The organism is Dyadobacter chenhuakuii, assembly GCF_023821985.2.
Taxonomy (GTDB): Bacteria; Bacteroidota; Bacteroidia; order Cytophagales; family Spirosomataceae; genus Dyadobacter; species Dyadobacter chenhuakuii.
Map to the genome: position 1 here is coordinate 1,846,556 of NZ_CP098805.1, position 24,350 is coordinate 1,870,905.

Here is a 24,350-nt window from a genome sequence, read left to right on the forward strand (position 1 = left end):
ACCTGAAAATCATGAAATCAATTACATTAAAACATATCATTGCCAGCATTGCTGTCTCCTCTGGCCTGCTGATTTCCTGCGACAATAATCTGCTCGAAACATTCCCGAATGACCGGCTTTCCGTAGACGTTTTCTGGACCACCGAAACGGATGCAAAACTTGCTGTTAATGCTTTATACACAGACCTCGACAGCACCAACATCATCAGCTGGGACGCACTTACTGAGATCGCACATACGAACCAGAACTTCGATGTGCAGGCTTATGTAGAGCTCGGCACTTACGATGGAACGAGCTCAAAGATCTATAATGAGTGGAAACGAGCATACCGGGGCATCCGCGCCACCTCCTATTTCCTCGAAAACGTGGACAAAGTGCCTTCCGGCAACACGGCACTGATTAATCAGCTGAAAGGCGAAGCGAAGGTTTTGCGCGCTTACCAATACATTAAACTGGCTGGCTTATACGGGAGTGTTCCCCTTGTAACAACATCCATAACCATCGACGAATCCAGGACTTTACAAAACAAACCCGTTGCTGAAATCTGGGATTTTATTGACAAAGAACTCAACGAAGCGGCTGCATTATTGCCAGCGACTTACCCGGCTTCGGATAATGGCAGGGTTACGAAAGGAGCGGCGCTGGGGCTTGCGGCGCGGGCCAGTTTATATGCAGGCCGCTATGAAAAAGCGGCTGCCGAAGCGGATCTGGTCATTAAGTCGGGCGTTTATGAATTGTATAGTTCTTATGAAAAGCTTTTCACTTACGCGGCTGAGAACAATAAGGAGGTTTTATTTGACAGGCAATTTATCAAAGACAACTATCCGATTAATGTGTTCCCGCTGCTCGCACCTTACAGCCAGAAAAACAGCCAGAGCACGTATGTGCCTACCAAAGCACTTGTGGACACATATGAAACCACTGCCGGAAAGCTCATTACCGAAAATGCGAGCGGCTATAATCCCGCAACGCCTTATGTGAACCGAGATCCGCGTTTGAAATTCTCCATTTTCCTTGAAGGCGATATTTTACCAAGCGGCATTGCTTTCAAACCAGCTCCCAACAGCGGAACGGCCGATGCGATCGGCAGCACTTACATTGCTTCCACGACTGGATTTAACATTAAAAAATACGTTCTGGCCGATGACTTTGCGAATCCTGTGAACAGCGGCATCAACATTATCCTGCTCCGTTATGCAGAAGTTTTGCTGACCTATGCAGAGGCTAAAATTGAATTGGGACAAATTGATGCGAGCGTTCTGGCAGCGATCAATCTGGTAAGGAACGGCAGAAGCGATGTGAAACAGCCTGCTGTTAAAACAGCTTCGCAGGCCGAAATGAGGAACATTGTTCGCCGCGAAAGAACGGTTGAACTGGCATTTGAAGGACAACATTTGTTTGATATACGCCGCTGGAAAACCGCTGAGAAAGTTATGCCGGGGCCGGTTTACGGAATCACTTATAAGGATGCCAGCGGTGCTTTGAAAACGGTCGAAGTCGTTGCTGTCAACAAAACATTTGATGCAAGCCGTCATTATTTGTGGCCGATTCCGCAAAAAGAGCGAGATTTAAATCCAACATTAACCCAAAACCCTGGCTGGTAATATGCGTTTTAGTAAAAGTTTAAAGTTTATAGTTTTCCCTGCGGTTGCCTTATGCGCTGCCGCATTCCTTGCGGCAATGGCTCCGAAACCGGCGGCCAAAACGCCCAACATTGTCCTGTTCTTCATCGACGATCTCGGTTATGGCGACCTGACCGTCACAGGCGCATTGGGTTATAAAACACCGAACATTGACAAGCTCGCAGCAGAAGGAACGCGCTTCACCAATTTTATGGCGGCACAGGCCGTTTGCAGTGCTTCCCGCGCCGCTTTGCTCACAGGCTGCTATCCAAACCGCGTCGGCGTTTACGGTGCATTCGGGCCAAAGCAAGGTCTGGGACTGCATCCGCAGGAAGAAACCATTGCCGAATTGCTGAAAGCGAATGGTTATGCAACCGGAATTTTTGGCAAATGGCATTTGGGAAGCGATTCGATATTTTTGCCGAAACAGCAGGGTTTTGACGAATATTACGGCGTCCCTTACTCGCATGATATGTGGCCGCTGCATCCATGGCAAAAGCAGGCACAATATCCGCCGCTTTACTGGATCGACGGAAACAAGCCAGTGAAGGAGATCAAAGACCTGAATGACGCCAGTGCTTTGACGCCGACGATCACGGAAAAAGCCGTTTCATTCATCAAACGCAATAAGAAAAAGCCTTTTTTCCTCTATGTGCCGCATCCGATGCCTCACGTTCCGCTGGCTGCGAGCGCTAATTTCAAAGGAAAAAGCGAGCGCGGGATTTTTGGCGATGTGCTTTCGGAACTGGACTGGTCGGTGGGGCAGATTATGAAGGAATTGAAGGATCAGGGTCTGGACGATAACACCATTGTGATTTTTACAAGTGATAATGGTCCCTGGCTCAATTATGGCGACCATGCAGGTTCGTCCGGTGGTTTCCGGGAAGGAAAAGGAACATCCTACGAAGGTGGTCAGCGTGTGGCGGCCATGATCCGCTGGCCGGGCGTGGTGCCTGCCGGAAGGATTTCCAACAAGCTTTTGTCAAATATCGATATCCTGCCCACCTTGGTAAAATTAACCGGTGCAAAGTTGCCCAAGGAAAAGATCGACGGCATTGAATTCGCCGATCTGCTGAAAGGTGATGAATCCAAAAAACCGCGCGAGAATTTCCTTTACTATTATCGTAAAAATAACCTGGAAGCCGTTCGGAAGGACAACTGGAAACTGGTCTTCGCGCATCCCGGACGGACTTATGAAGGATCATTGCCCGGCAAAGATGGCCAGCCGGGACCCGCACCCGAAGATCACGCCATTCCCCAGGCACTTTACGATCTTACGCGTGACCCGGGAGAGCGCTATGACGTGTATTCGCAATATCCGGAAGTTGTAGCAGAGCTGGAAAAGATCGCCGAAGCAGCGCGGGAGGATCTTGGTGATGACTTACAAAAACGTGCAGGAAAACATGCACGACCGCTCGGAAAGGTCGAAAAATAACTGACTAAGCAATCCGGTAAGCTGCCTTGGCTTACCGGATTTTGTTTTCCAGGACAATTACAGAAGGCCCTTCCTGCAACCATTTTTGCCCCAGACCTGTCTGATCCCCCAGCGGCAGGAAATGGACGAATGATCCCAAAACGAGATCCACATCGCCATCCGCATCCATATCACCGGCGTCCATAGTCATCCATCTGCCTTTAGTCGCTTCGGGAAATGAGTAATCTTCAAATTTCAGGTTTCCTTTATTTTTCAGATAAATAAAACTCTCTTCGGGGTAACGCGCATAATCCGGGAAGAACGAAATGGCAGCAATGTCGAGATCGCCATCGAGGTCATAATCCCGCGCCAGTGCTTTGTAAGCGCCATTCATCTGGTAAAAATAGGACTGGCGGAAATTGGATTTTCCGTCGTTAAGGAAAATGTAAATGCCATGGTAGTTTTTCAAAATGGGTGTTTTGTCCGCATTGTCTCCGCACACATAGATAATGTCGTCAAAACCATCTTTATTAAAATCGGCGAGTTCCATATGCTGCGAGCCGTTGAGGGGCATGAAGGACAGCAACCGCCTTTCCTCAAACTTCCCCGAACCCTTATTCATGTAAAGGAAAACGCCTTCATCCGCCTGCGCCATGAGGACGTAAATGTCCATTAAGCCATCCCGATTGGCATCTTTCATCACCGCCGAGACCGCGCCGGGTTTTTCCCGGAGCACATGTTTGTCATAACCGCCGCGGCCATTGTTTTCAAACCAGGCCAGCTGCCCGTTCTCATTGCCAAATTCACACGCCACAACATCTTCAAAACCGTCTTTATTAAGATCACCATAAGCCATCGAAACAGGCCGCTGTAAATTGGAAATGGCAACATTGCCTGATTTGAAGCCTTTTTCAGAGCCATTCTTAACGAGCCTTTGCACTGCACCGTCGCGGGCGTTGGTAGGAAAGATCCCGTTGCCGATCATGGTCAGATACAGCTCCTCTCCTTTTTCATAAAAGTCAATTGGCGTCGATTCCAGGCGCATGCTGTAATTTTCACTCAGGTCGGGTTTCAGGAAAGTGAGCACATTGTTTTTGCCTTTCGCATCACTATATACGACGCCGCGGTTATTAGGCAGGATCTTCACCAGGGAAGTCATGGCCGGCCGGTGGGAAAATGTTGTTTCCCTGTATTTGAAATGGCCCAAACCCATTCGGATCTTACTTGCCCGGATCGGCGGCGCAACAGAGTCCGGCGACTGAGAGATAAAATATTGCTCGATCTTTTGCCAGTCGGCTTTGGCCAGGATTGGGCCCATGCGCTCGTGCATGTCGGGAAGCACTTTTTTCCAGTTTGATTTTCCCAATATTTCCGGCGGCACAAATGCATGGCACCGGCTGCAATGCGTCGCCGCCAATTCCCTGCCCGACTGCGTGGAAACGGGCGGCTCCTTCAATTCAGCCGCATTATTTTCCTTTTTAGCATGGCACGCCATGAGAAAAAACAACAGAATAAAGACAGGCAAAAATCGTCTCATACGGGTCATGAACGAGGTCAGGTTTCGGGGGTGTAAACCTAGTAAACATTGGCCAAAAAGTCGTTACGCAAACCACCGCCGTCGATATTAGAATACCATTAGAGTTTGCCGGAAACCCGTTTTTAGATTGATTTTGCGGTAAGGAATTTGTTATTTTAGATTGATCTAAAAATTATTGCATGGAGTTATACTATTCCTTTTCGGCCTTAATTGTCCTCTCGGCCATATTTTCGTACATCAATTCACGGTTTCTCAAACTGCCGCCTTCCATCGGCGTTATGGTCATTGCCTTGCTCGTTTCGCTTGGTCTGATCGCTACGGACACCATTTTCCCGCGAACGTTTCTGCGCATTACAACCCTCATCGGCAGTGTGGACCTAACGGAAATTCTCATGGGCGCCATGTTGAATTTTCTGCTATTTGCAGGTGCAATCCACATTCACCTTGAAGACCTGCGCGAGCAGCGGCTCCCGATCATTATCTTTTCCACGCTCAGCGTGCTGATGTCAACCTTTATCATCGGTTTTCTAATCTATTATCTGTTGCCACTGACCGGCCTGCACGTGCCACTGATCCAATGTCTCGTCTTCGGTGCATTGATCTCCCCTACGGATCCGATCGCGGTTTTAGGGATTTTGAAACAGGCTGGCGTACCCAAATCCATAGAGACCAAAATTGCGGGTGAATCGCTTTTTAATGATGGGATGGCCGTTGTGATCTTTATCCTGATGCTCGCCCTTGCGAGAGGCGAAGAAGTGAACACTACTTTTGGCGGCATTACGATGCTTTTTGTAAAGGAAGCATTGGGTGGGATTGCGCTGGGACTCGCGCTCGGATTTGTGGGATCTAAAATGATTTACAAAGTCGATGGCTATAATGTACATGTTCTGATCACGCTGGCAATCGTCATGGGTGGACATTTAGCGGCGCAGGCATTGCATATGTCAGGCCCGCTTGCGATGGTTGCAGCGGGACTTGTTGTGGGTAACTATGGTAAAAACCCCGGCGCGGTTTCCGACATGGAACGCGATTACATTGATAAGTTCTGGGAATTGATTGATGAAATCCTGAACGCCATTCTTTTCCTTATTATCGGCTTTGAATTATTGCTGATTCCTGATCTGAAAAGGTTTATGACAGCCGGAATGATCGCCATTGTGGTGGTGTTGCTCGCACGTTTTATTTCCATTTATCTTCCGGTGAAATTTATTCCGTTCAGAAATAAGTTTGGAAAAAAATCAATTGCAATCCTCGTTTGGGGTGGCCTGCGAGGGGGTGTTTCTATTGCTCTGGCGCTATCGATCGATAAGGATCTGAATAAGGATATCTTCCTGGCCATCACTTACTTCGTCGTTTTGTTCTCGATTATCGTTCAGGGACTTACGGTTGGAAAATTAGCGAAAAGATTTCCGGAAGAAGAGGAAATTGCCTGATATACCGGGCAAAATATACATTAAAACAAAGATAAAATTAGGGTAAATCCTCAGTTAAATGTCATGATTTCAAAAGCCATGTCATATTTAATTATTACAACATGAACCTATCCATTGAACCGTCCACTCGCCAGAACAACCATTTTGAAAATGTATTTATTGCCGAAGAAGATTTACAGGACCGGACCTGGATTAACTGCGAATTTATCAGGTGTAATTTTCAAGGCAGTGACCTGAGCGGCAACAACTTTATTGAGTGTCACTTTACGGATTGCGATTTCACTCAAACCAAGCTAAATGGCACAGGTTTTCGTGAAGTTGTATTTTCAAATTGCAAAATAAATGACGTCAATTTCTCCGTTTGCAATCCATTTATTTTCTCCTTTTCATTCAATGAATGTGTATTGGATCATGCCGATTTTCATGAGACCAATCTGAATAAAACAAGCTTTAAAAAATGCTCATTAATAGGCACCAATTTTGAAGAAACAGATTTAACCGAAGCAATTTTCGAAAATTGCGACCTGGATGGGGCCAGATTTATCGATTCAATTTTAGAAAAAACGGATTTCCGAACTGCGCATAATTTCAACATAGACCCCACATTGAACAGATTAAAAAGATCTAAATTCTCCGGCTCTAACCTCATAGGACTTTTGCAGAGATATAAGCTGGATGTTGAATATAATTAGTAAATCCTCCCTGGTAATTAATGTTCAAGGCCATCCCATTTTAATTTTGGGATGGCCTTTTTTATTGGCAGGTTTTTTTTATTTAAACCCAAACACCAGTGGGAAAACGAAGGTTACGATTATGGTCCATATAAAGTAAATGGGCAGAAAGTAACCGATTGTTTTTCCTACTTCTTTTATATCAGTTTTGCCGATTACCACTTTGTATATCTGGGCAGTTACCAGCAATAAATTTATCAGGATCAGCGCGTTACTGCCAAGCACTGCCGCGCGGTTCGGCGTAATCCCCCACTCCGAAATCCGGAATAATATGGCCGACAACGCAATGCCATTGACCATAATCGTCACCACCGAAAGTGCAAAGAGCACCCAAACCTCCGCCTTACTCCTGGATATCCGGGTCGTTTCGGCAACAGAAAAGAAAATAATCGCCATTACACCAATCAGCAATGCATTGAAAATCAATAGAAATTCCCTGTCATTATAGGGATCTTTGCCAGAATACACCATGGCAATGAGGTAAACAATCAGCATGACCAGCACGAGCGGGCTAAAAATCTTCGCGATCACCGGCGAGACTTTGCCTACCAGTTGAGGATTGGTCTGCGTAAGATAAGTGCCGACAATCGGTGCCGCTGCCAGGCCAAAAACACCAATGTTCTGAAAGTAAAATTCTTCAATCCGAAACCCGATCAATGCAAACAGGTTGATCGTAATGGCTGTCAGGATCCCACCGGAAATGAGGATTAATGCGGTCATGACGACGAGATCCCCATTATATTTCAGGAATCCAAGCCGCTTCTCGCTCACATCGCTCCGGTCACCGACGAATGCAAAGCCCAAAACAGACCATTGAAACAGCACCAGGTGAATGCAGGAAAGGATCAATGTATCGCTCGTCTTAACATCTGGTAAAAGGTTGATATAGACCAATCCCGCTGCCATTGATCCCGCCAGCACCGCAATGTTTCCAGCCTGCATTTTATTTTTCCTGGCAAAAAATACCATCAATGCCGGGAAAACCACAAATCCGATATTTCTTGAATAAAAGAACTCTTCGTTAACACCGAATATGGCAGGGATTTTTGCAATGAGGCCTGCAACTAACGATGCTATAACGATAAAAACCAGGTCGTTGCGGCTGCCCCAGGAGATTTCATCATTGGCGAAGCTGAGCCGCTCATGCCAGAAACCAGCCAGGGCGTTTTCCTGCAATTCGGGATACAATGTTTTGAATGCGCGCTTGAATGTTGGCTTGTCTGCCCGGTACAACCTTTCCAGCTGACCAGGGTTGTCGAGATTTAACAGGATTTGATCTTTCATAAACAATGGCAGGATTGATTTAATAATCTAAAAGTACTTTGCACTACAAAGTAAATCATTTAAGAAGATATTTTCCAAACCGTTAGCAGATTTTTTTATGATTAAAAATTTAAGATTACTACGGGCACATAATCTTGGCATAGTGTTTTTGGCACCAGCATTCATACTCTGTTTCCCAGGCAACGAGGCCAGGAGCTGAGCACTCACTATCTTGCTCTAAAACGCGTAATTCATGGCAGGCCAGGCTAATTCATTTGATACTGATAATAACTTAGAAATACAACGTCTCAATCTCGCCCTTGAATCCGCTGGCATAGGTACTTGGGAACTGGATTTCCTGAGTAATAATATTCGTGTATGCCAACGGACCAAAAATCTTTTCCAGCTTGCCGGCAGCGATATCATTGACCTACAACTACTTCTGGATCAAATATATACGGAAGACGTCGTTGCATTTCATAACGAAATTTCCAATGCATTGCAGCAGCCTGCACCACATTCATTTTCCGTAAAACTTCGCACGACTGGTTGGCAAGGCCGTCGCTGGGTGCTTTGTAAAGCGCAATCGCACGCCACCGCTAATGGTGTGACCCGGCTGCTGGGCAGTTTCATCGACATTACGAATAATGTTGAGGATTCAACCGCAAAGACAGAAGCCCAGAAAGCATATGAAGAAAGTGAGGCGAAACTGAGAACTGTAATTGAATCCGCCCCGGCCGCAATAGGCTTGTTTGTGGGGCGTGACCTCATTGTGGAAATGCCCAACCAGGCATTTATTGATATAGTTGGAAAAGGACCGGATATTGTTGGACGGCCGCTGCGGGACGTAATGCCGGAACTGGAAAACCAGGCTTTCCTTAAAATACTGGACGATGTGTACACGACTGGTGTAACATTTCAAAGCTTTGGCACCCAGGTCAATATAGTTCAGCAGGGCGTGATGACTTTTAATAAATACGACATTACCTACTCCCCGGTATACGACCGAGATGGCAATGTATACGCAGTTCTGGACATCGCCATTGACGTCACCAACCGGGTTAACCTCGAAGAACGCATTAAAGAAAGCCAGATGCAGCTGCTGGAATTGTTTGAGCAGTCGCCGGTTGGCATCGCTATTATAGGTAAGGAAAATCTGACTTTTACAATGGCTAACCCTTTCTACGGAAGGCTGGTGGGCCGGAAACCGGAAGACATTATCGGCAAACCGCTGATGGAAGCCATTCCTGAAATTGAGGGACAAGGGTTTGACGCCCTGCTGCAAGGTGTGATTGACACCGGTGTTCCCTATATTTCAAAAGAGCAGCCTGTGGATCTTGCCATCGATGGCGTGATTCAAACCATTTATGTGGATCTGGCGTATCAGCCGCAGCGCGACCAAGCCGGTAACATTAACGGCGTATTCGTAGTTGCGACGGACATGACTAAACAGGTGTTAAGCCGGAAGCAGATTGAAGAAACCGAAACATTTTTGCGTGGCGCCATTGAACTGGCTGAGCTGGGCACCTACTCCATCGACCTGGCGACCGGCATTTTTGACTATTCCGACCGATTGAAATTTTGGTTCGGTGTTGAAAAGGAGGATACCATTACATTTGAAAAAGTATACGCTGCCATTTCCAAGGAGGATCTGCCGGCTGTTGTAGAAGCCGTAAACCGCGCCTTCGCTCCGGGATCAGACGGGCATTTCGACATGGAATATACCATGGATGCTGAGCAAACAGGTTTTGCCAGGATTCTTCATGCGCAAGGCAAAGTGCTTTATGACGAGAACGGAAAGCCGGTTAGTATGATCGGCACTGCGCAGGATGTGACGATCCAGCGGGAAATTAAGAATACGCTCGAAGCGCAGGTGCAACAGCGTACGCAGCAGCTTGAAGTGATGAACGAAGAGCTTGCATCTCTGAATGAGGAATACCGTGCAACCAATGATGAGCTTGCGGACTCGAATCTGTTGTTGCAGCAATCCAATGTGAATCTCCAGCAATTCGCTTACGTGGCTTCCCATGATTTACAGGAACCGCTCCGCAAGATCCAATCCTTTTCCGATCTGCTGGCAAAGCGATATTCAGAAAACCTGGGCGATGGCCTGACTTACCTGCAGCGTATGCAGAGTTCTGCCAAACGCATGTCCGATCTGATCGAAGACTTGCTATCCTTTTCGCGAATTACAGCTCATAATGAGGTCATTGAAAAAGTATTCCTCAATAAGGTTATCAATGATGTGCTGAATGATCTGGAATTGGTCATCACGGAAACATCCGCACAAATTTTCGTGCAGGACCTGCCTGTGATCGAAGGCGACCGGATGCAGTTGAACCAGCTGTTCCTTAACCTTATCAGTAACGCGCTGAAATTCAGGAAGCCGGATGTGCCGCCGGTAATCCAGATTACCGGAAAGATCCTTAATAATGCTCAGTTGCCCGCTTCTGCGAAGGTGTTGCGCACCTCTAATTTGTACTATCAGATAGAAGTTTCGGATAATGGGATCGGTTTTGAACAACAATATGCAGACCGGATATTCCAATTATTCCAGCGCCTGCACGGCAGAAGCCAGTATTCAGGCACGGGGATTGGGCTGGCCATTTGCGAACGGGTGGCAGCCAATCACGGCGGAAGCATTACCGTTACCAGTGAAGAAGGCGCGGGAGCAACATTCACTATTTTCCTGCCTGCCTGACAAATGCTTGCCTTACCGGCACAGTTATTATAAACTACGACTACTTGCCGCGCTTTTGCCGGTTACAACAAACTAAAAAATGAAAGATTATGGATTCGGAGCAAAAAACACAGGTGATTGAAATTGAGCGACAATTTAATGTAAGTGTGGAAGAACTTTTCAAAGCCTGGACTGAGGCGGAACATTTGAAACAATGGTGGCACCCGATGGGCGCTTCGCTTACGGATGTCAAAAATGAGCTGAAAGAAGGCGGCGCAGTAGAATATTACGTGGGCGATTCAGGTTTGGAAATTACAGGGACTTACAGTGAAGTTGTTCCAAACGAGAAGCTGGCCTACTCATGGGTCTGGAATATGAGTGATGAAGGATCTGAAAGTGGTTATAAACTGGATATCACATTTTCCCCTGATGGTGAAGGCAGCAAATTGAAAGTTGTGCAGGAAGGATTTTCCGGTCCTGAATTTCTGAAACCCCATGAAGAAGGCTGGGAAAAGGGCCTGGACGATCTGGAATCGTATCTTTCTTCCGGCACCGGCAAAACGGACTCGGACGCACAAAACTCCGGCGAGGTGAATGTTAACGCTCAGTCTGATAATGCTGGTCAGGATGCAACTGCCCAGGATAATTTAAAAAGTGCAGAAAACATGACCGACCGTTCCGGAGGCTATAACGAAGATCCCGACCAGGTAAAAGTAGGCGGTGGGTGATCGAATCCTGTCAAAAAACTGTTCTGCAATAAACGGCACAGAATTGTTGCTGTGCATTTGCAACATCAAAATCGGAATATATGAGTACTGAAAAAGCCATTTTGGCAGGAGGTTGCTTCTGGGGAGTAGAAGAACTTTTCAGACAACAACCAGGCGTTATTTCAACAGTGGTAGGATATACGGGCGGCGACGTTCCTAATGCGACTTACCGGAATCATGGAACACATGCGGAAGGAATCGAGATCGTATATGATCCTGAAAAACTAAGTTATCGCGCGCTTCTTGAATATTTTTTCCTGATCCATGATCCGACCACAAGGAATCGGCAGGGCAATGACATAGGGACTTCTTATCGATCAGCTATTTTTTACCTGGACGAAACGCAACGGGAAGTTGCAGAAACGTTGATCGCTGAAATGGAGGCATCGGGCATCTGGCCTGGAAAAATTGTTACGGAAGTTGTTCCTGCGGGTGATTTTTGGAATGCAGAAGAAGAACATCAGGATTACCTGCAAAAACATCCGGGAGGATATACCTGCCATTTTGAAAGACCCAGTTGGAAACTGAGTTAATTTCAAAACCAATGATAGCCAAAAAAGAATGGCCTTGAATGTAAATATTCAAGGCCATTCTTTTTTGGTATTACGTATTTCAAATCGGCAGAAGATCGCCTTTTGAATCTTCCATTTCTCCCACTTTCTGAATTACAAATGCCGCTACAAGGCCTCCTAGCAAATACCAGGCAACCGTCATTACTTTCGTTTCAGTTGTTTTGGTAACAGGCTTGTCGCTCAAGCCAAGTTTTTGTGTAAGACCCACAGCACCCAAGCCTGCAAAAAGACCATAACCCGCGCCGCGAAGCATCAAATGTTCTTTGGATCCTTTTCCAATCATGGCATAATACATGGCATTGCTCGCCAGGTCTGCCGCCAATGTCGTCCCAAACAGCGCCTTTCCGGTCGGAGCAGGTGCTCCCACCGCATGCAAAGATTTGGTTAATGCTTCCTCCCCTACCTTATCAATCCTGGGTGCTTTTGGTGACATTGTCTTGGCTACTTCATGAATGATATTAAGGACCAGGGCACCGGCCAGTCCACCAGCAAGACTTTTGATTTCAGGTTTCATATTACTTATCGTTGTTGATCAATAAATGATTTATCTAAAAACCGTTCCAGCGAGTCAAGCAGGCCATTATTTACTGGTAAGAAACCCGGTAGATCACGCCATTGGTATCATCAGAAAACAGCAGCGAGCCGTCTTTATGAACCGTAACTCCCACCAAGCGACCAAAATGCGCTTTGTTGTTGTTCATGATAAAGCCTGTCACGAAGTCGTCAAATCTTACGGGTTTCCCATTTTCGAAATGCATCCTTACGATCTTATACCCTACTGGCTCACTTCTGTTCCAGGAGCCGCGCATGGCAACAAACGCATCATTTTTATATTCACCCGGGAACATTGCACCTGAATAAAAGGCCATGGCCATCGGCGCTGAATGTGCCTGATAAGTCAGTGCGGGAAGCGTGGTCTTTTGAAGATATTGCTTGTAAGTTGTATCCCCCTTCGGGCGATCGCCGGGGTTGTATTTGCCTTCACCGTAAATGTACGGCCAGCCGTAATCCGCTCCCTGCGCGATCTGGTTCACCTCTTCCTTTTGCTCATCGTCTCCAAGCCAGTCGATGCCGTGGTCCATTCCCCAAAGCGCGTTGGTTTCGGGATGCCAGGCATAACCGATTGTATTACGAAGTCCTTTTGCAAATATTTTCCTGTTCGAGCCATCTTCCTCCGCTCTCAACATGGTTGCGTTTTCGGGATTTGGTTCAGGACAGGAGTTGCAGGTGCTGCCGACTGAAATGTACATTTTGTTATCAGGACCAAACGCAATCGTCCGGTTGGGATGCTGGCCTCCGTCAGGCAGATCGTCAATCAGGATTTTGGGAACTCCCAGTGTTCCGTCGCCATTCACATCAGCAACATATACTTCTCTAACTGCCACAATGTACATTTTGCCCTTGTGCAATGAGAGTCCGTGTGCCTGCTTAATGGTAGCGACTGTTTTTACACCGTCCGAAACACCGTCATTGTTGGCATCTGTCAGCAACATCACAATTCCGGCTTCGCGATCGGATGCATAAATGTGCCCGTTCGCATCAGCAACCAAAATCCTTGGTTTGCCAACGCCGTCAGCAAATTTGTTGATCTTAAACCCTGCGGGAACACGAAGCTGGGCAATGTTCGCATCGGTCGCGCCTTGTACGGCTGGATAAAATACGTAACCTTCAATTTGTGTTGACGTCGGTTCTTCGTCTGTTTCCGGGATGATCGAATCCCATAAGCTATCGCCGTCTTTGCAGCTGACAACCAGCGATGCCAGCATTATTGTCAGGACTGTCCCGAGCCTGAATGCTTTTAAAAATGGATAATCTTTCTTCCTGATCTTTTAGTTTTGAATTGATGACCGGTTTTCTGCGGTGGGGTTAACAATTATCGTACCCGACGAAACCGCACCAGCTATCAATCCAAAACTTTTATCCTGAAAAAAAGAATATCACAGCACCATCTTATTCACTCCGCAAACTTTTGACCGGGTTCATCAATGCTGCCTTAATGCTCTGGAAACTGACGGTCAGCAATGCAATGGAGGCGGCGATTAACCCGGCTAGTACAAACACCCACCAATCCATGGTCGTTTGATAAGCAAAATCCTGTAACCAGCTGTCCATTGCATACCAGGCAATGGGAGACGCCACAACGATGGCAATAAGTATTAATTTAAGAAAATCCTGTGAGAGCAATGCCACTACGCCGGTTACAGTTGCTCCAAGCACTTTTCGTACGCCGATTTCTTTTTTCCGCTGTTCGGCCATGAATGCAGATAAGCCGTAAAGACCAAGGCACGAGATGAAAATGGCCAGTCCGGCGAAAAGATTGAAAATGCTGCCCATTTGCTTCTCGCTCTGATACAGGTTGTCGAGGTCTTTATCCAGAAAACCATATGTGAAGGGATAGGCCGGATTGAGTTGCTGACTGATCTTTCCCAGCTCGCTGATGGCCGCTTCCGTACTGCCCGGCTTTGTACGGACCACAACTACGCCTCCCCATTTATTCAGCCGCAGTATCAGCGGTTCCATCGCGTATTGAAGCGATTTGAAATGAAAATCTTTCACAACCCCGATAATCGTTCCCTTCTCATCTGACATCGTAAGATTCTTCCCGACAGCGTTCTGAATGTTCATGCCCATGATCTGCATGGCTTTTTCATTGATCACATAATTGGCACTGTCACTTTTGAATTCGCTGGAAAAACTACGTCCTGCCAGGATTTTGGTTTTAAAAACCGATGTGAAATTTTCATCAACATTCAATGATGGAATGACGATCTGGTTGTTCGCAGTCTGCCCATCCCACACAACATCTGTCGAGCCCGAAATAAGCGCCGTTGGGAGGTCCGAAATAATTGAAAAATTTTCTGTCATCGGATTCTGGGCTAATGTGGTTTTTAATGCTTGTTGCTTTGCCCAGATGTCGCCCGTCATCGGCATGTAAAGGAGACTTGATTTGTCAAAACCAAGATTACGGTTTTTGATAAAATTCAATTGTTTGTAAACCACGGCGGTGCCGACCAGCAGCACAATCGCCACGACGAACTGCGTCACGACAAGCCCATTCCTGAACAGCAAATTCCCCCCGGCAACCCTCATTTTCCCTTTCAGCACTTTTACAGGCGCAAATCCCGACAGGAAAAGCGCAGGATAACTTCCGGCAATCAGACCGGTAAGAATGGCGATACCCGCCAGGCTCACCAACAATTTCCCATCCGTTAAATGAATTCCCAATTCCTTTCCGGTAAGATTTTTGAAAACAGGTAGAATAATGAAAACAATGCCGATGGCGATAAAAAGAGAGAGAAACGAGAAGATAAGAGACTCTCCTAAAAACTGAATAATCAGCTGATAACGACCTGCGCCTACAACCTTCCGCAATCCGACTTCCTTCGATCTGCGTTCGGAACGTGCCGTTGCCAGATTCATGAAGTTGATGCAGGCCACAGCCAGGATAAATAGGGCGACAACGAAAAATATATTGACATACTGCACATTACCATGTCCGGGCAAATCAATCTGTAAATTGGAGTGTAAATGGATATCCTGTAATGGCTGCAACTGGAAATCAACTTTCAATGTTTGGCCGCTGTCCTTACCGTGCGCAAAATGGATCTTGCTGATCTGTACACCTAATTTTTGCAAACCGGAAGGCGTAATGTCGGTATTTTCAGTCAGTCTGAAATAGGTATAAAAGTTGAAATTCCCCCAAACGTCGTTCTGCAAATCCCAGTCGGTTTTGGCCAGGGTTGCCATTGGGATAATGAAGTCGAATTGCAAATGTGAATTCGCAGGTGCATTGGCCAGAATGCCTGCAATGGTAAAATTTTCCTTATTGTTGATGCGGATGATCTGACCCAAGGCCTCCCCGTTTCCGTAATATTTTTTAGCCATCTCCTCCGTGATCAGCAGCGCACCCGGGTCTTTCAATGCGGTTGCGGCATTTCCTTTTAACAAGGGGAAAGAAAATACTTGCAGGAAATTAGAATCCGCGAAAAAGACACGTTTTTCCTGAAATTTCTTGTCACCTGCTTCCATCAGGTTGGTAACCGGCTTGCTGACCCTTACAGCAGTCTCAATCTGAGGCATTTGCGCCCGCAACCCTCCCGCCATTCCGGCAGGACTAACCGCCGCTTTGAAATCACCTGCCGCGCAGGTAAGCCTGACGAGACGGTTGGCGTGTGCATGAAAACGATCATAGCTAAGCTCATTTTGTACCCAAAGCAGGATGAGAATGCTGCATGCCATTCCGATGGAAAGTCCGGCAATGTTTAGGATGGAGTAAGCTTTTTGGCGGATAATGTTGCGCCAGGCGATTTTAAAGTAATTTTTTAACATGGCAGGGTTCAGGAAAAATGATTGTTCATAGTTGGTTTTACTTTGGCGGCGGCGAACAAATGGCGGCAGGACGGAAACTACATTCAGGACATAGCGCAGTATCGCCTGCGTTTTTCCGCTGCGAAGGACCCAGTACGCGTAAAGCTCGTCGAGATCTCCTTCCACTTCTTCGAGTGTGTTGTGCGGGTGCAGCCAGCGAAGCAATATTTTCGCCCAACGCGGAGGCTGTGGTGCATTCATAAGCCGATTGTTTTTAACGCGCCGTCCGGCATCAGATGCCAGAGCTTGTTGCGCAGCTGCTGAATGTCCTGCAGCGCGCGGCTTCCCAGTGTAGTAACTTTGAACAGCCGTTTCCTCCTCCCGCCCCGCTCCGTAGTTGCACCACCCAGTTCGGAGGTTACGAACCCCTTTTCTTCCAGCCGGATCAGCGTGTTATGGACCGCGCCGAACGTAACGACGCGGCCGGTATGCTCTTCAATTTCCTGGCTGACCGTCACGCCATAAGCCTGGCCATCCAGAATCACGATCATAAGCAACACCAGTTCTTCAAACTCTCCCAAATACGTTCGGCGCATACACCCGCATCATTAGTTTACATTTTATAGTACAAATACGTGCCAGTGACCGAAAACGGCCTTAGCACTTCGTAGAGAGCCCTTTTTAATTATTTCAAATCATTTTTTTGTCCGCAGAAGAACGGATCGTGTCCGATTATGAACAGTGGAAAGTGCGGGGGTTTGCCAGTGGTAATCTAGCCTCCTATCTTTTTAAATACATGTTCCTTATAAGAATCTCCTATTGGAATGACAGCATGATCAATAAAAATCCGCTGGCGTTCGATAAACTGAATCTTGGTGAGGGCCACGAGGTAGGATTTGTGCACGCGCATGAAATAGGCTTCGGGGAGGCTCTCTTCAAATTTAGCCAGGGTCGTCAGCGTAAGTAATTTTTCGGAACGCGTGACGACGGTCGTGTAATCTTTGCCGCCTTGCAGGTAAAGCAGATCCTGATGATCCACCTTGACAAGCTTATGCTCAGTTTTTATAAAAATGACTCCAAAATCAGTTTTCGTGGGATTTTCCAATGCAATGTTGGAAGCACCGGCTGCTTCATTTGTTATAAATAACCTTTGCATTTTTTGAACCGAGCGCAGGAAACGGTCAAACGATATGGGTTTCAGCAGATAATCGATCACATCATAGTCGTATCCTTCCAACGCATATTGCGTGTAGGCCGTGGTTAAAACCACTTTTGACTGTCCCGCCAATTGTTTCAAAAACTGGATCCCGGTCAAATCGGGCATTTGAATATCCAGGAAAATGAGGTCAATATCATGGTTCTGCGCGAAAACGAGCCCTTCGACTGCGTCGGTTGTGGTCATGATAAGATCCAGTTGCTTCATCTTATGCGCATGGCTTTCGATCACCCGCAATGCCATGGGTTCGTCATCAATCGCGATGGCTCTTATTACCTGTCCGTTCACTGTTCTGAGCGTTAATCCGGGTTAAATTTAATCTGCCTTTACCGCGTTTACATTGATTTCCAGCAAAGTATGAAATTGATCTGCTTCCTGCCAGACCCGGAGCATATGTTTGCCGGGATAGAGCAATGCCAACCTCCTTTCCACATTTTTCAATCCTATTCCGCCAGCTGTATCACGATTTTGAAATGTGATCTGATTGCTTGTTTCGAAACGTAACGCTTGGCCTGATATTGAGAGGCTGATATGCACTGGAAATGCCGGGTCCCGTAACTGGCCGTGCTTAAAAGCGTTTTCTACAAAGGTTATAGAGAGCAAGGGCGCTATCATAATCCCGTTTACATTTCCTTCCAACGTAAAGTTAACGTACGTTTCAGCGGGATAGCGCAATTTTTCCAGTTCAATAAAGCCAGTCAGATATTCGATCTCGCGATCGACCGGAACAAGAGTTTCATTCGATTCATACAGCATATAACGCATCATCTCGCCCAGCCGCAAAATAACATCCGGTGTCCGTTCTGGTTCGGAGAGCGACAAACCGTACAGATTGTTCATCGTGTTGAAAAGAAAGTGCGGGTTAAGCTGGGCTTTCAAATAAGCCAGCTCCATAACCAGTTTCTCACGTCGCATGGATTCGTGGCGAAAATAATCATTGACGGTTTTAAGCAAAAAACACAAAAAGATCCCCAACGCACTGAAAAATACATTCTCTCCAAAATAATCCCAGATTCCAATCCCTCTGGGATATTGCCAGATATCGAAAACAGGTCCGAGAAAAAGCTGCTCAACAATGTAGCGGACCAGCACATCCATTGCAATAAGTATCATGAGCGCCAACACGGCCAAGCCATATTGATGGTGCTGGAAAAGACGATCAAAAACCCAGAGACTGAAATAGCACATCAAAATGGTTCGTCCATAACCTACCGGCGTGAAAGGATCGGTAAGATCTGCCAGAAAAAGCGGCATTCGCAGATTTCCTTCTGCCGCATCCCACAAACGACATCACTTTTGTGTAAACAAAAAAGCTAATCATATGTATAATTTCAAATTACTCAGGCTGCTAGCCCTTGCCTTTTTCCTTTGTACACCAACATTTGCCTGCACAGTGTTCACAGCATCCGATGGCAGAACCACACTGGTCGGTAACAATGAAGATTCCAGTCCTTCCCTGAAAACATTTTTATGGTTTTACCCTGGCAAAAAGCAAAAGAACGGGTTTGTAACCTGGGGTGTAAAGGAAAAGCTCCCGGAAGGCGGCATGAATGACAAAGGATTATTTTGGGATGCAGCCGCGCTTATGCAGGAAATCCCGATCAAGCGTGATGCTGCTAAGCCCGATTTTGAAGGATATTTTGTCAATAAAGCACTGGCAGAATGTGCCACAGTGGACGAAGTGATCCGTCTGGTGAAGCGGTTCAATCTGGTTTGGCAGGAGCGCGCACAGGTTTTGGTGGCAGATGCAAGTGGCGACTACGCCCTGATTCACGCTAACTACATCATCCGCAAATCGGATCAGCGCAGGAATTACCAGGCCGTTACCAATTTCAGTTTACATTATGGAACGGCCAACCAGGAGCCCTGCCAACGTTACAATACGGCCGAAATGTTGCTAGGGAAAAATTTGGTTTCGGTTCCGCTTTTTAAAGAAATCTTGTCCAAGACTGCGCAACGTGCGATTGACAATGCAACGATCTATTCGCAAATTGCCGATTTAAAAAATGGTCGGTTTTATCTTTATCAGCATCACGATTTCGAAGAAGAACTTGTCATTTCCCTGGCGTATGAGCTAAAAAAAGGGAAGCATCAAACGGAGATCAAAAAGCTCTTCAAGGCTGACAGGAAAATCTCCGGCACCCGGTCCTGACTTTTTAAAACCCTTTTGCCAATTGACGCAACGCACCCGCATATTTGTCATAATCGGCACCTGCTTGTTTCCCGGATTTCTTTCAACTTTGCAACATACTAATTCACTAAAAAAAACCAAAAACGATTATGGAAACCGCAGCTCAAAAAATCACCGTCGAAACAACTATTAATGCGCCTGTTGCGAAAGTCTGGGAACATTTTAATGCACCTGAACACATTACGCAATGGTGTTTTGCATCGGACGACTGGCATGCGCCGTCGGCAGAAAACGATGTCCGCACCGGCGGCAAATTCAGGACCACAATGGCTGCAAAAGACGGCAGTTTCAGCTTCGACTTTGGTGGGGTTTATTCCAATGTTGTTCCGCAAAGTGTGATCGAATATGGTATGGAAGATGGTAGAACAGTGCAGGTAACATTCACAGAAAATGGCGACAGCACCACAGTAACGGAAATTTTTGATGCTGAACAGACCAACCCGGCAGATATGCAGCGGGATGGCTGGCAGGCGATCCTCAATAATTTCAAGAAACACGTGGAAGCGAATTGAATTTATTCTGCCAGCCCAATAATGTATTCAGAATCAAAGATTTTGGAACAATTATTGTAGACTTCTGCAAAACATTCATTCATTATGGAAAACGTGAAAGCGATTGTTAAGCAGGTGATCAAAATCTGGCGTCTTTACAAAACGCAGCAGAAAATGTTGACCGTGACCATGGGGCAGGAAATTCCGTTTTCGCTAAGAAAGTTACTAAGCCAGGATTATATGGTTTGTTCCTTGTTCAAAAAGGAAATGGCCAACTTCTACGATGCGCTCAAATGCCACATGCGGGATGCCTGTATCCTGGATTCAGACAGCAAACCGATCACGATCGACAACCGGCACGGTAACTTTGATCTGGCACTGGCCGAGATCATTGCCGTGCATCAAAAAATCATAGCCGAGTACGATGTTCTGCTGGAACTGGCAGAAAATTCAGACCTTAATACGTCACCATTGAAGCAGCACCGGAAGCAGATGGCTTTTATGATCGACGAAATAGAAGCCCAGTCGAATGGTGCGCCGGCAGGAGAAGAGACCATGTTGCTTTAAGCAGCATGGTCTTTTTCCATTTATACACCTTCCTATTTTGTAACGATCTCAACCTCTCCCCCGTTTTTGAAGAGGTCGTGGGGAATCAAATAACCTTTATTTTCCTTTCCGTTAACACTAATAGCCGTGATCGCCCGCCCGCTGCCCGGCTTTTTAATGGTAATGGTCTTCCCATTGCTTGTCCGCCATTTCACTTCGATTACAATATGGATTTAGGCTAATTTTCTTTGTATAGGTGGCTTATAAAGGTAAGTCTGAATTCGTTTTCCGCATCGGGCCGGCTATCCTTTTAAGTCTTTTGGCAAAAATCCGAATTTACGCTTGAATGCGGCTGTGAAATGCTGCGGATTTTTATATCCTGCCAATGCGGCTATTTCAGCAATAGAAGCTGCATCGCTTCTGTCCTGGATTCTTTGCCGGGCTTCTTCGAGACGGATATCTGTGATAAACCCAAAAATGGTCGTTCCAAATAATTCTTTAAAACCTTCCTGCAATTTGGTGCGATTAATGCCTGCGGTTTTGGAAAGCTCTTCAATGGAATGAGGATTGTGAATATTTGCAAGCAAAAGCGCCCTTACCTCGTTCAATTTATCAATGTCCATTTTCTTTAAGACCTTCTTTCCCGCCGGCAACGCGTTGATCTGACTGATCTGCAAGGTGAGCAGCTCAACGACCTTTGCTTCAATAAACAGTCTTCGCAATGTGCCTGAGAGGCTGCATTCCTCGATTTGTGCGAGGATTTGCTTCATAGGACGTGTAATCGGAAAGCTCCGGTTACCCATGATCGCAGGCAGATTTATTTCAATGTTTTTGCCAAAATCGCGTAGGATTTCAAGATCATTATGAAGAACGCGTTTCAGGAAATCGAGCGAAAGCTCAATCTCAATGCTGTCCGGACCAGACTGTTTCAGAAGATTCGCCTTGCTGTGTGATCCGGGGTAAAATAGCAGGGAATGTGAGCCGCCGCTTTCGAAATGCATTCGCAGATAGGGGAAATCGCTTTCCGATGTGTGTGTAAGATCATTATCTAAAAAAATTTTCATCCGAAACTCCTGCTTTTAGCGTCATTAAAAGTGCATATGGCGTTAACCGCCCGAGTCAACCCACCCGTAGCTTTGCACTTATTTTTAAACAGTCTTAATTAACAAATTTATACACAGTTGACAAAATCTCTCCCAGTCCTTCCACTTTTATTTATAATGCTGCTTTTTATGCGGTTGCCAGCGGCTGGTCAGGAAACAACTGTTATTTCCGGAATTGTACAGGATGGTCAGGGAAATCCTTTACCCGGCGCCTCTGTAACTGTGATGAACACAGTTAACGGCACGCTAACTGACAGCCTTGGCGCATTCCGGATTACAGTGCCTGCTATGGAGTCGTATAAAATTGACATACAACACATTGGCTTTAAAAAACTAACGCGCACTATTGCCCAGAAAGACATCAGAAAAGGCAGTATTACTTTCACATTGCTCGACGACCAAACCCAGCTTTCGGAGGTGCAGGTGATGGGGCAATCCGAAACCCAGCAAGCAAAACTGCAACCGATCAAGGCCGAGGTGATCAATACCAAAGCAGTTCAGCAGCAACCTTCATCATTGGTTGAACTCATGAACCGCTCGGCGGGGATCCGCATCCGACAAACAGGTGGACTAGGTTCCAATTCCGGACTCATGATGAATGGTTTTCAGGATCGCGCCATCAAAAATTTCCGTGACGGCATTCCGCTTGATTATCTGGGCGCTGGATACAACATTTCGCTCGTGCCGGTGAATATGCTCGAACGCGTGGAAGTGTATAAAGGTGTACTACCGACTGCGTTAGGCGCAGACGCGTTGGGCGGGGCGGTGAATATGGTTACCAAAAAGTCGCTTTACCGTTATGCGGAAGCATCTTATGAAATTGCCTCCTTTAACACCCACCGGGCATCATTAAACGCATTATACAGCGACACGACCCGCCACTTTTTCGTGGGCGCAGACGCATTTCTAAACCGCTCCGATAACAATTACAAAGTGGATGTGACTGTTACAGACCAGGAAACAGCTGCACGTACGCCGGCCACAGTGCGTTTGTTCCACAATCAGTTTACCAACTATTATACAGAAGGTTATGCAGGATTGACCAATTTAAGCTGGGTTGATGAGCTTCGCGTGGGCGTGACCTGGTTTCACATTAACAGGCAGAATCAATATGGCGCAAGCATGTCGCAGCCATTTGGCGCGTCGGTTAGCAGGCAGCATTCGGTGATTCCCACGCTTCGCTATCGCAAGAAGTTTGGCCGGCTTGGGATTGATCAGTTCCTCACCGCCAGCAACATTCATACTGCGCAAGTCGACACAGCAAGAGGCACTTACGACTGGTATGGCAGGTTTATTCCCAGTCCTTCCCGCCTGGGCGAAATTTCAATGCAGGGAAGCTTGTCCGACATAAAATTCTCCTATTTCACTTCACGGACCCATTTGAGCTATCAAGCTGCGGAAAATCATCTTGTGGAATTTAATGTGGTTTCTACGAACATTGGTCGCACCGGAACCGACCCGATGGGGTTAACATTGCCTGGGACCGGCCAGGATATTTTATCACTTCCTGCCAAATACTACAAAATTATCGGCGCTGCGGGCGTTCAATCCGTTTTCCTGAACGGGAAACTTACCAACAACCTGATTGCGAAATTCTTTCATTACAATACGTCAACCATCAATGTTGACATGTACGGAACTGCGCTTGGCGAACACAGGTCTACTTCGGAAAATAGCTTCGGCATTGCGGAAGCAGTGAAGTTTGCATTGACAGGCAATACTTTTTTGCGGTTTTCGGCGGAGGCTGCTACACGCTTGCCTGAGCAGGATGAAATGTTTGGGGACGGGAATTTCCATCGCTCCAATTTCCTGCTCACACCCGAGAAAAGCACCAATATCAATCTGGGCTTCCGGACAGAAAAAAGAAATGCTTACAGCCTGGAAGTCAACACTTTTTACCGCATTACCAAAGATCTGATCCTGAAAGTCCCGATTGATTTTTTGTTTACCCAAAACCAAAATGTTGAAAATGTAAAAGGACTTGGCCTTGAAGCTGACTTAACCGTGTCCCTGAATCGCTGGCTGCGGGCGAACGGCAATTTCACTTACCAGGATTTCCGCCTGTTTAACACGCAAAACCGGCAGACTGAAAAGGCCAGGCTGCGCAATACGCCCTATTTCTTTGCTAACCTGGGTTTGAACAGCACGCTTAACCACATTGGGAACAACGGGAAAATCCACCTGTATTACTTCTTCACATTTGTACGGGAATATTACCTGAATTACGTCCCCAAAAACCTCGAACCCGACGGTTTCCTGGGGTTATGGGGCAAAGCGAAGTTCGATGCGCCCAACATTATCCCGAACCAGGGCCTGCACTCGGCAGGGTTCACTTATCATCCCGGCGGAGAGCACTTTTCTATTGGTTTTCAGGCCAAAAACTTCCTGAATGCCCGCATCTATGACAACTTCCGCATTCAGAATGCGGGCCGCAGCTTACACTTGAAACTTAATTATACCCTCAAATAAATTCCAG

At 46.5% G+C, this 24,350-nt stretch carries 21 protein-coding genes; 11 read left to right on the top strand and 10 right to left on the bottom strand.

Annotated elements, in window-relative coordinates; genetic code table 11:
* Positions 1 to 11: 11 nt before the first annotated feature.
* Both NFI80_RS07675 and NFI80_RS07680 read left to right on the top strand, forming a co-directional pair.
* A complete protein-coding gene (locus NFI80_RS07675; protein WP_235163575.1) occupies positions 12 to 1,604 on the top strand; it encodes a RagB/SusD family nutrient uptake outer membrane protein in 1,593 nt (530 codons plus the stop codon).
* Between the two features lie 76 nt (positions 1,605 to 1,680).
* Positions 1,681 to 3,057, top strand: coding sequence for a sulfatase family protein (locus tag NFI80_RS07680; RefSeq protein ID WP_235163879.1), 1,377 nt, complete (start codon positions 1,681 to 1,683; stop codon positions 3,055 to 3,057).
* 31 nt (positions 3,058 to 3,088) lie between these two features.
* On the opposite strand, the gene NFI80_RS07685 is transcribed toward NFI80_RS07680, so the two are convergent.
* Positions 3,089 to 4,582, bottom strand: coding sequence for an FG-GAP repeat domain-containing protein (locus NFI80_RS07685; protein ID WP_235163574.1), 1,494 nt, complete (start codon positions 4,580 to 4,582; stop codon positions 3,089 to 3,091).
* A gap of 170 nt (positions 4,583 to 4,752) precedes the next feature.
* Here NFI80_RS07685 and NFI80_RS07690 point away from each other — a divergent pair, with 170 nt between their 5' ends.
* Positions 4,753 to 6,006 (top strand): cation:proton antiporter, encoded by a 1,254-nt coding sequence (locus tag NFI80_RS07690; protein ID WP_233798608.1) that lies wholly within the window; start codon positions 4,753 to 4,755, stop codon positions 6,004 to 6,006.
* A gap of 101 nt (positions 6,007 to 6,107) precedes the next feature.
* Entirely contained in the window at positions 6,108 to 6,698 is a 591-nt protein-coding gene (locus NFI80_RS07695) for a pentapeptide repeat-containing protein (RefSeq protein ID WP_235163573.1), read from the top strand.
* Positions 6,699 to 6,776: 78 nt separating this feature from the next.
* Here the strand turns inward: NFI80_RS07695 and NFI80_RS07700 are convergent, their stop codons facing one another.
* Positions 6,777 to 8,021: a hypothetical protein gene (locus NFI80_RS07700; protein ID WP_235163572.1), complete on the bottom strand. Its 1,245-nt coding sequence runs from the start codon at positions 8,019 to 8,021 to the stop codon at positions 6,777 to 6,779.
* A gap of 232 nt (positions 8,022 to 8,253) precedes the next feature.
* Between NFI80_RS07700 and NFI80_RS07705 the strand changes: the two genes are divergently transcribed.
* The 3 genes from NFI80_RS07705 to msrA all read left to right on the top strand — a co-directional run bounded on the left by NFI80_RS07705 (position 8,254) and on the right by msrA (position 11,980).
* A complete protein-coding gene (locus tag NFI80_RS07705) occupies positions 8,254 to 10,701 on the top strand; it encodes a PAS domain-containing sensor histidine kinase (RefSeq protein WP_235163571.1) in 2,448 nt (815 codons plus the stop codon).
* Positions 10,702 to 10,790: 89 nt separating this feature from the next.
* A complete protein-coding gene (locus NFI80_RS07710; RefSeq protein ID WP_235163570.1) occupies positions 10,791 to 11,408 on the top strand; it encodes an SRPBCC family protein in 618 nt (205 codons plus the stop codon).
* A gap of 80 nt (positions 11,409 to 11,488) precedes the next feature.
* A complete protein-coding gene (msrA, locus tag NFI80_RS07715; RefSeq protein ID WP_235163569.1) occupies positions 11,489 to 11,980 on the top strand; it encodes a peptide-methionine (S)-S-oxide reductase MsrA in 492 nt (163 codons plus the stop codon).
* Between the two features lie 79 nt (positions 11,981 to 12,059).
* Here msrA and NFI80_RS07720 read toward each other — a convergent pair whose 3' ends face one another.
* The 6 genes from NFI80_RS07720 to NFI80_RS07745 all read right to left on the bottom strand — a co-directional run bounded on the left by NFI80_RS07720 (position 12,060) and on the right by NFI80_RS07745 (position 18,827).
* Entirely contained in the window at positions 12,060 to 12,533 is a 474-nt protein-coding gene (locus tag NFI80_RS07720; protein WP_235163568.1) for a hypothetical protein, read from the bottom strand.
* A gap of 70 nt (positions 12,534 to 12,603) precedes the next feature.
* Positions 12,604 to 13,785, bottom strand: coding sequence for a PQQ-dependent sugar dehydrogenase (locus NFI80_RS07725; protein WP_235163567.1), 1,182 nt, complete (start codon positions 13,783 to 13,785; stop codon positions 12,604 to 12,606).
* A 184-nt stretch (positions 13,786 to 13,969) separates the two neighbouring features.
* Entirely contained in the window at positions 13,970 to 16,588 is a 2,619-nt protein-coding gene (locus NFI80_RS07730) for an ABC transporter permease (protein WP_235163566.1), read from the bottom strand.
* Positions 16,585 to 16,923, bottom strand: coding sequence for a PadR family transcriptional regulator (locus NFI80_RS07735; protein WP_235163565.1), 339 nt, complete (start codon positions 16,921 to 16,923; stop codon positions 16,585 to 16,587). The genes NFI80_RS07730 and NFI80_RS07735 overlap by 4 nt, the downstream gene beginning before the upstream one ends.
* 176 nt (positions 16,924 to 17,099) lie before the next feature.
* Entirely contained in the window at positions 17,100 to 17,831 is a 732-nt protein-coding gene (locus tag NFI80_RS07740; RefSeq protein WP_235163564.1) for a LytR/AlgR family response regulator transcription factor, read from the bottom strand.
* A 27-nt stretch (positions 17,832 to 17,858) separates the two neighbouring features.
* On the bottom strand, positions 17,859 to 18,827 hold the full coding sequence (locus NFI80_RS07745) for a sensor histidine kinase (protein ID WP_235163563.1): 969 nt from the start codon (positions 18,825 to 18,827) through the stop codon (positions 17,859 to 17,861).
* A 37-nt stretch (positions 18,828 to 18,864) separates the two neighbouring features.
* On the opposite strand from NFI80_RS07745, the gene NFI80_RS07750 reads away from it, so the two are divergent.
* From NFI80_RS07750 to NFI80_RS07760, 3 genes are all read left to right on the top strand, one after another.
* A complete protein-coding gene (locus tag NFI80_RS07750) occupies positions 18,865 to 19,695 on the top strand; it encodes a carcinine hydrolase/isopenicillin-N N-acyltransferase family protein (RefSeq protein ID WP_235163562.1) in 831 nt (276 codons plus the stop codon).
* Positions 19,696 to 19,823: 128 nt separating this feature from the next.
* Complete coding sequence (locus NFI80_RS07755) at positions 19,824 to 20,246, top strand: SRPBCC family protein (protein ID WP_235163561.1); 423 nt, start codon at positions 19,824 to 19,826, stop codon at positions 20,244 to 20,246.
* A gap of 84 nt (positions 20,247 to 20,330) precedes the next feature.
* Positions 20,331 to 20,792, top strand: coding sequence for a hypothetical protein (locus NFI80_RS07760; RefSeq protein WP_235163560.1), 462 nt, complete (start codon positions 20,331 to 20,333; stop codon positions 20,790 to 20,792).
* Positions 20,793 to 20,824: 32 nt separating this feature from the next.
* Here the strand turns inward: NFI80_RS07760 and NFI80_RS07765 are convergent, their stop codons facing one another.
* Entirely contained in the window at positions 20,825 to 20,986 is a 162-nt protein-coding gene (locus NFI80_RS07765) for a hypothetical protein (protein ID WP_235163559.1), read from the bottom strand.
* An 87-nt stretch (positions 20,987 to 21,073) separates the two neighbouring features.
* Complete coding sequence (locus NFI80_RS07770; RefSeq protein WP_235163558.1) at positions 21,074 to 21,835, bottom strand: helix-turn-helix transcriptional regulator; 762 nt, start codon at positions 21,833 to 21,835, stop codon at positions 21,074 to 21,076.
* A gap of 168 nt (positions 21,836 to 22,003) precedes the next feature.
* On the opposite strand from NFI80_RS07770, the gene NFI80_RS07775 reads away from it, so the two are divergent.
* The gene (locus NFI80_RS07775; RefSeq protein ID WP_235163557.1) at positions 22,004 to 24,343 is read left to right on the top strand and encodes a TonB-dependent receptor; all 2,340 of its coding nucleotides are present in this window, start codon (positions 22,004 to 22,006) and stop codon (positions 24,341 to 24,343) included.
* The last annotated feature ends 7 nt before the right edge of the window (positions 24,344 to 24,350 follow it).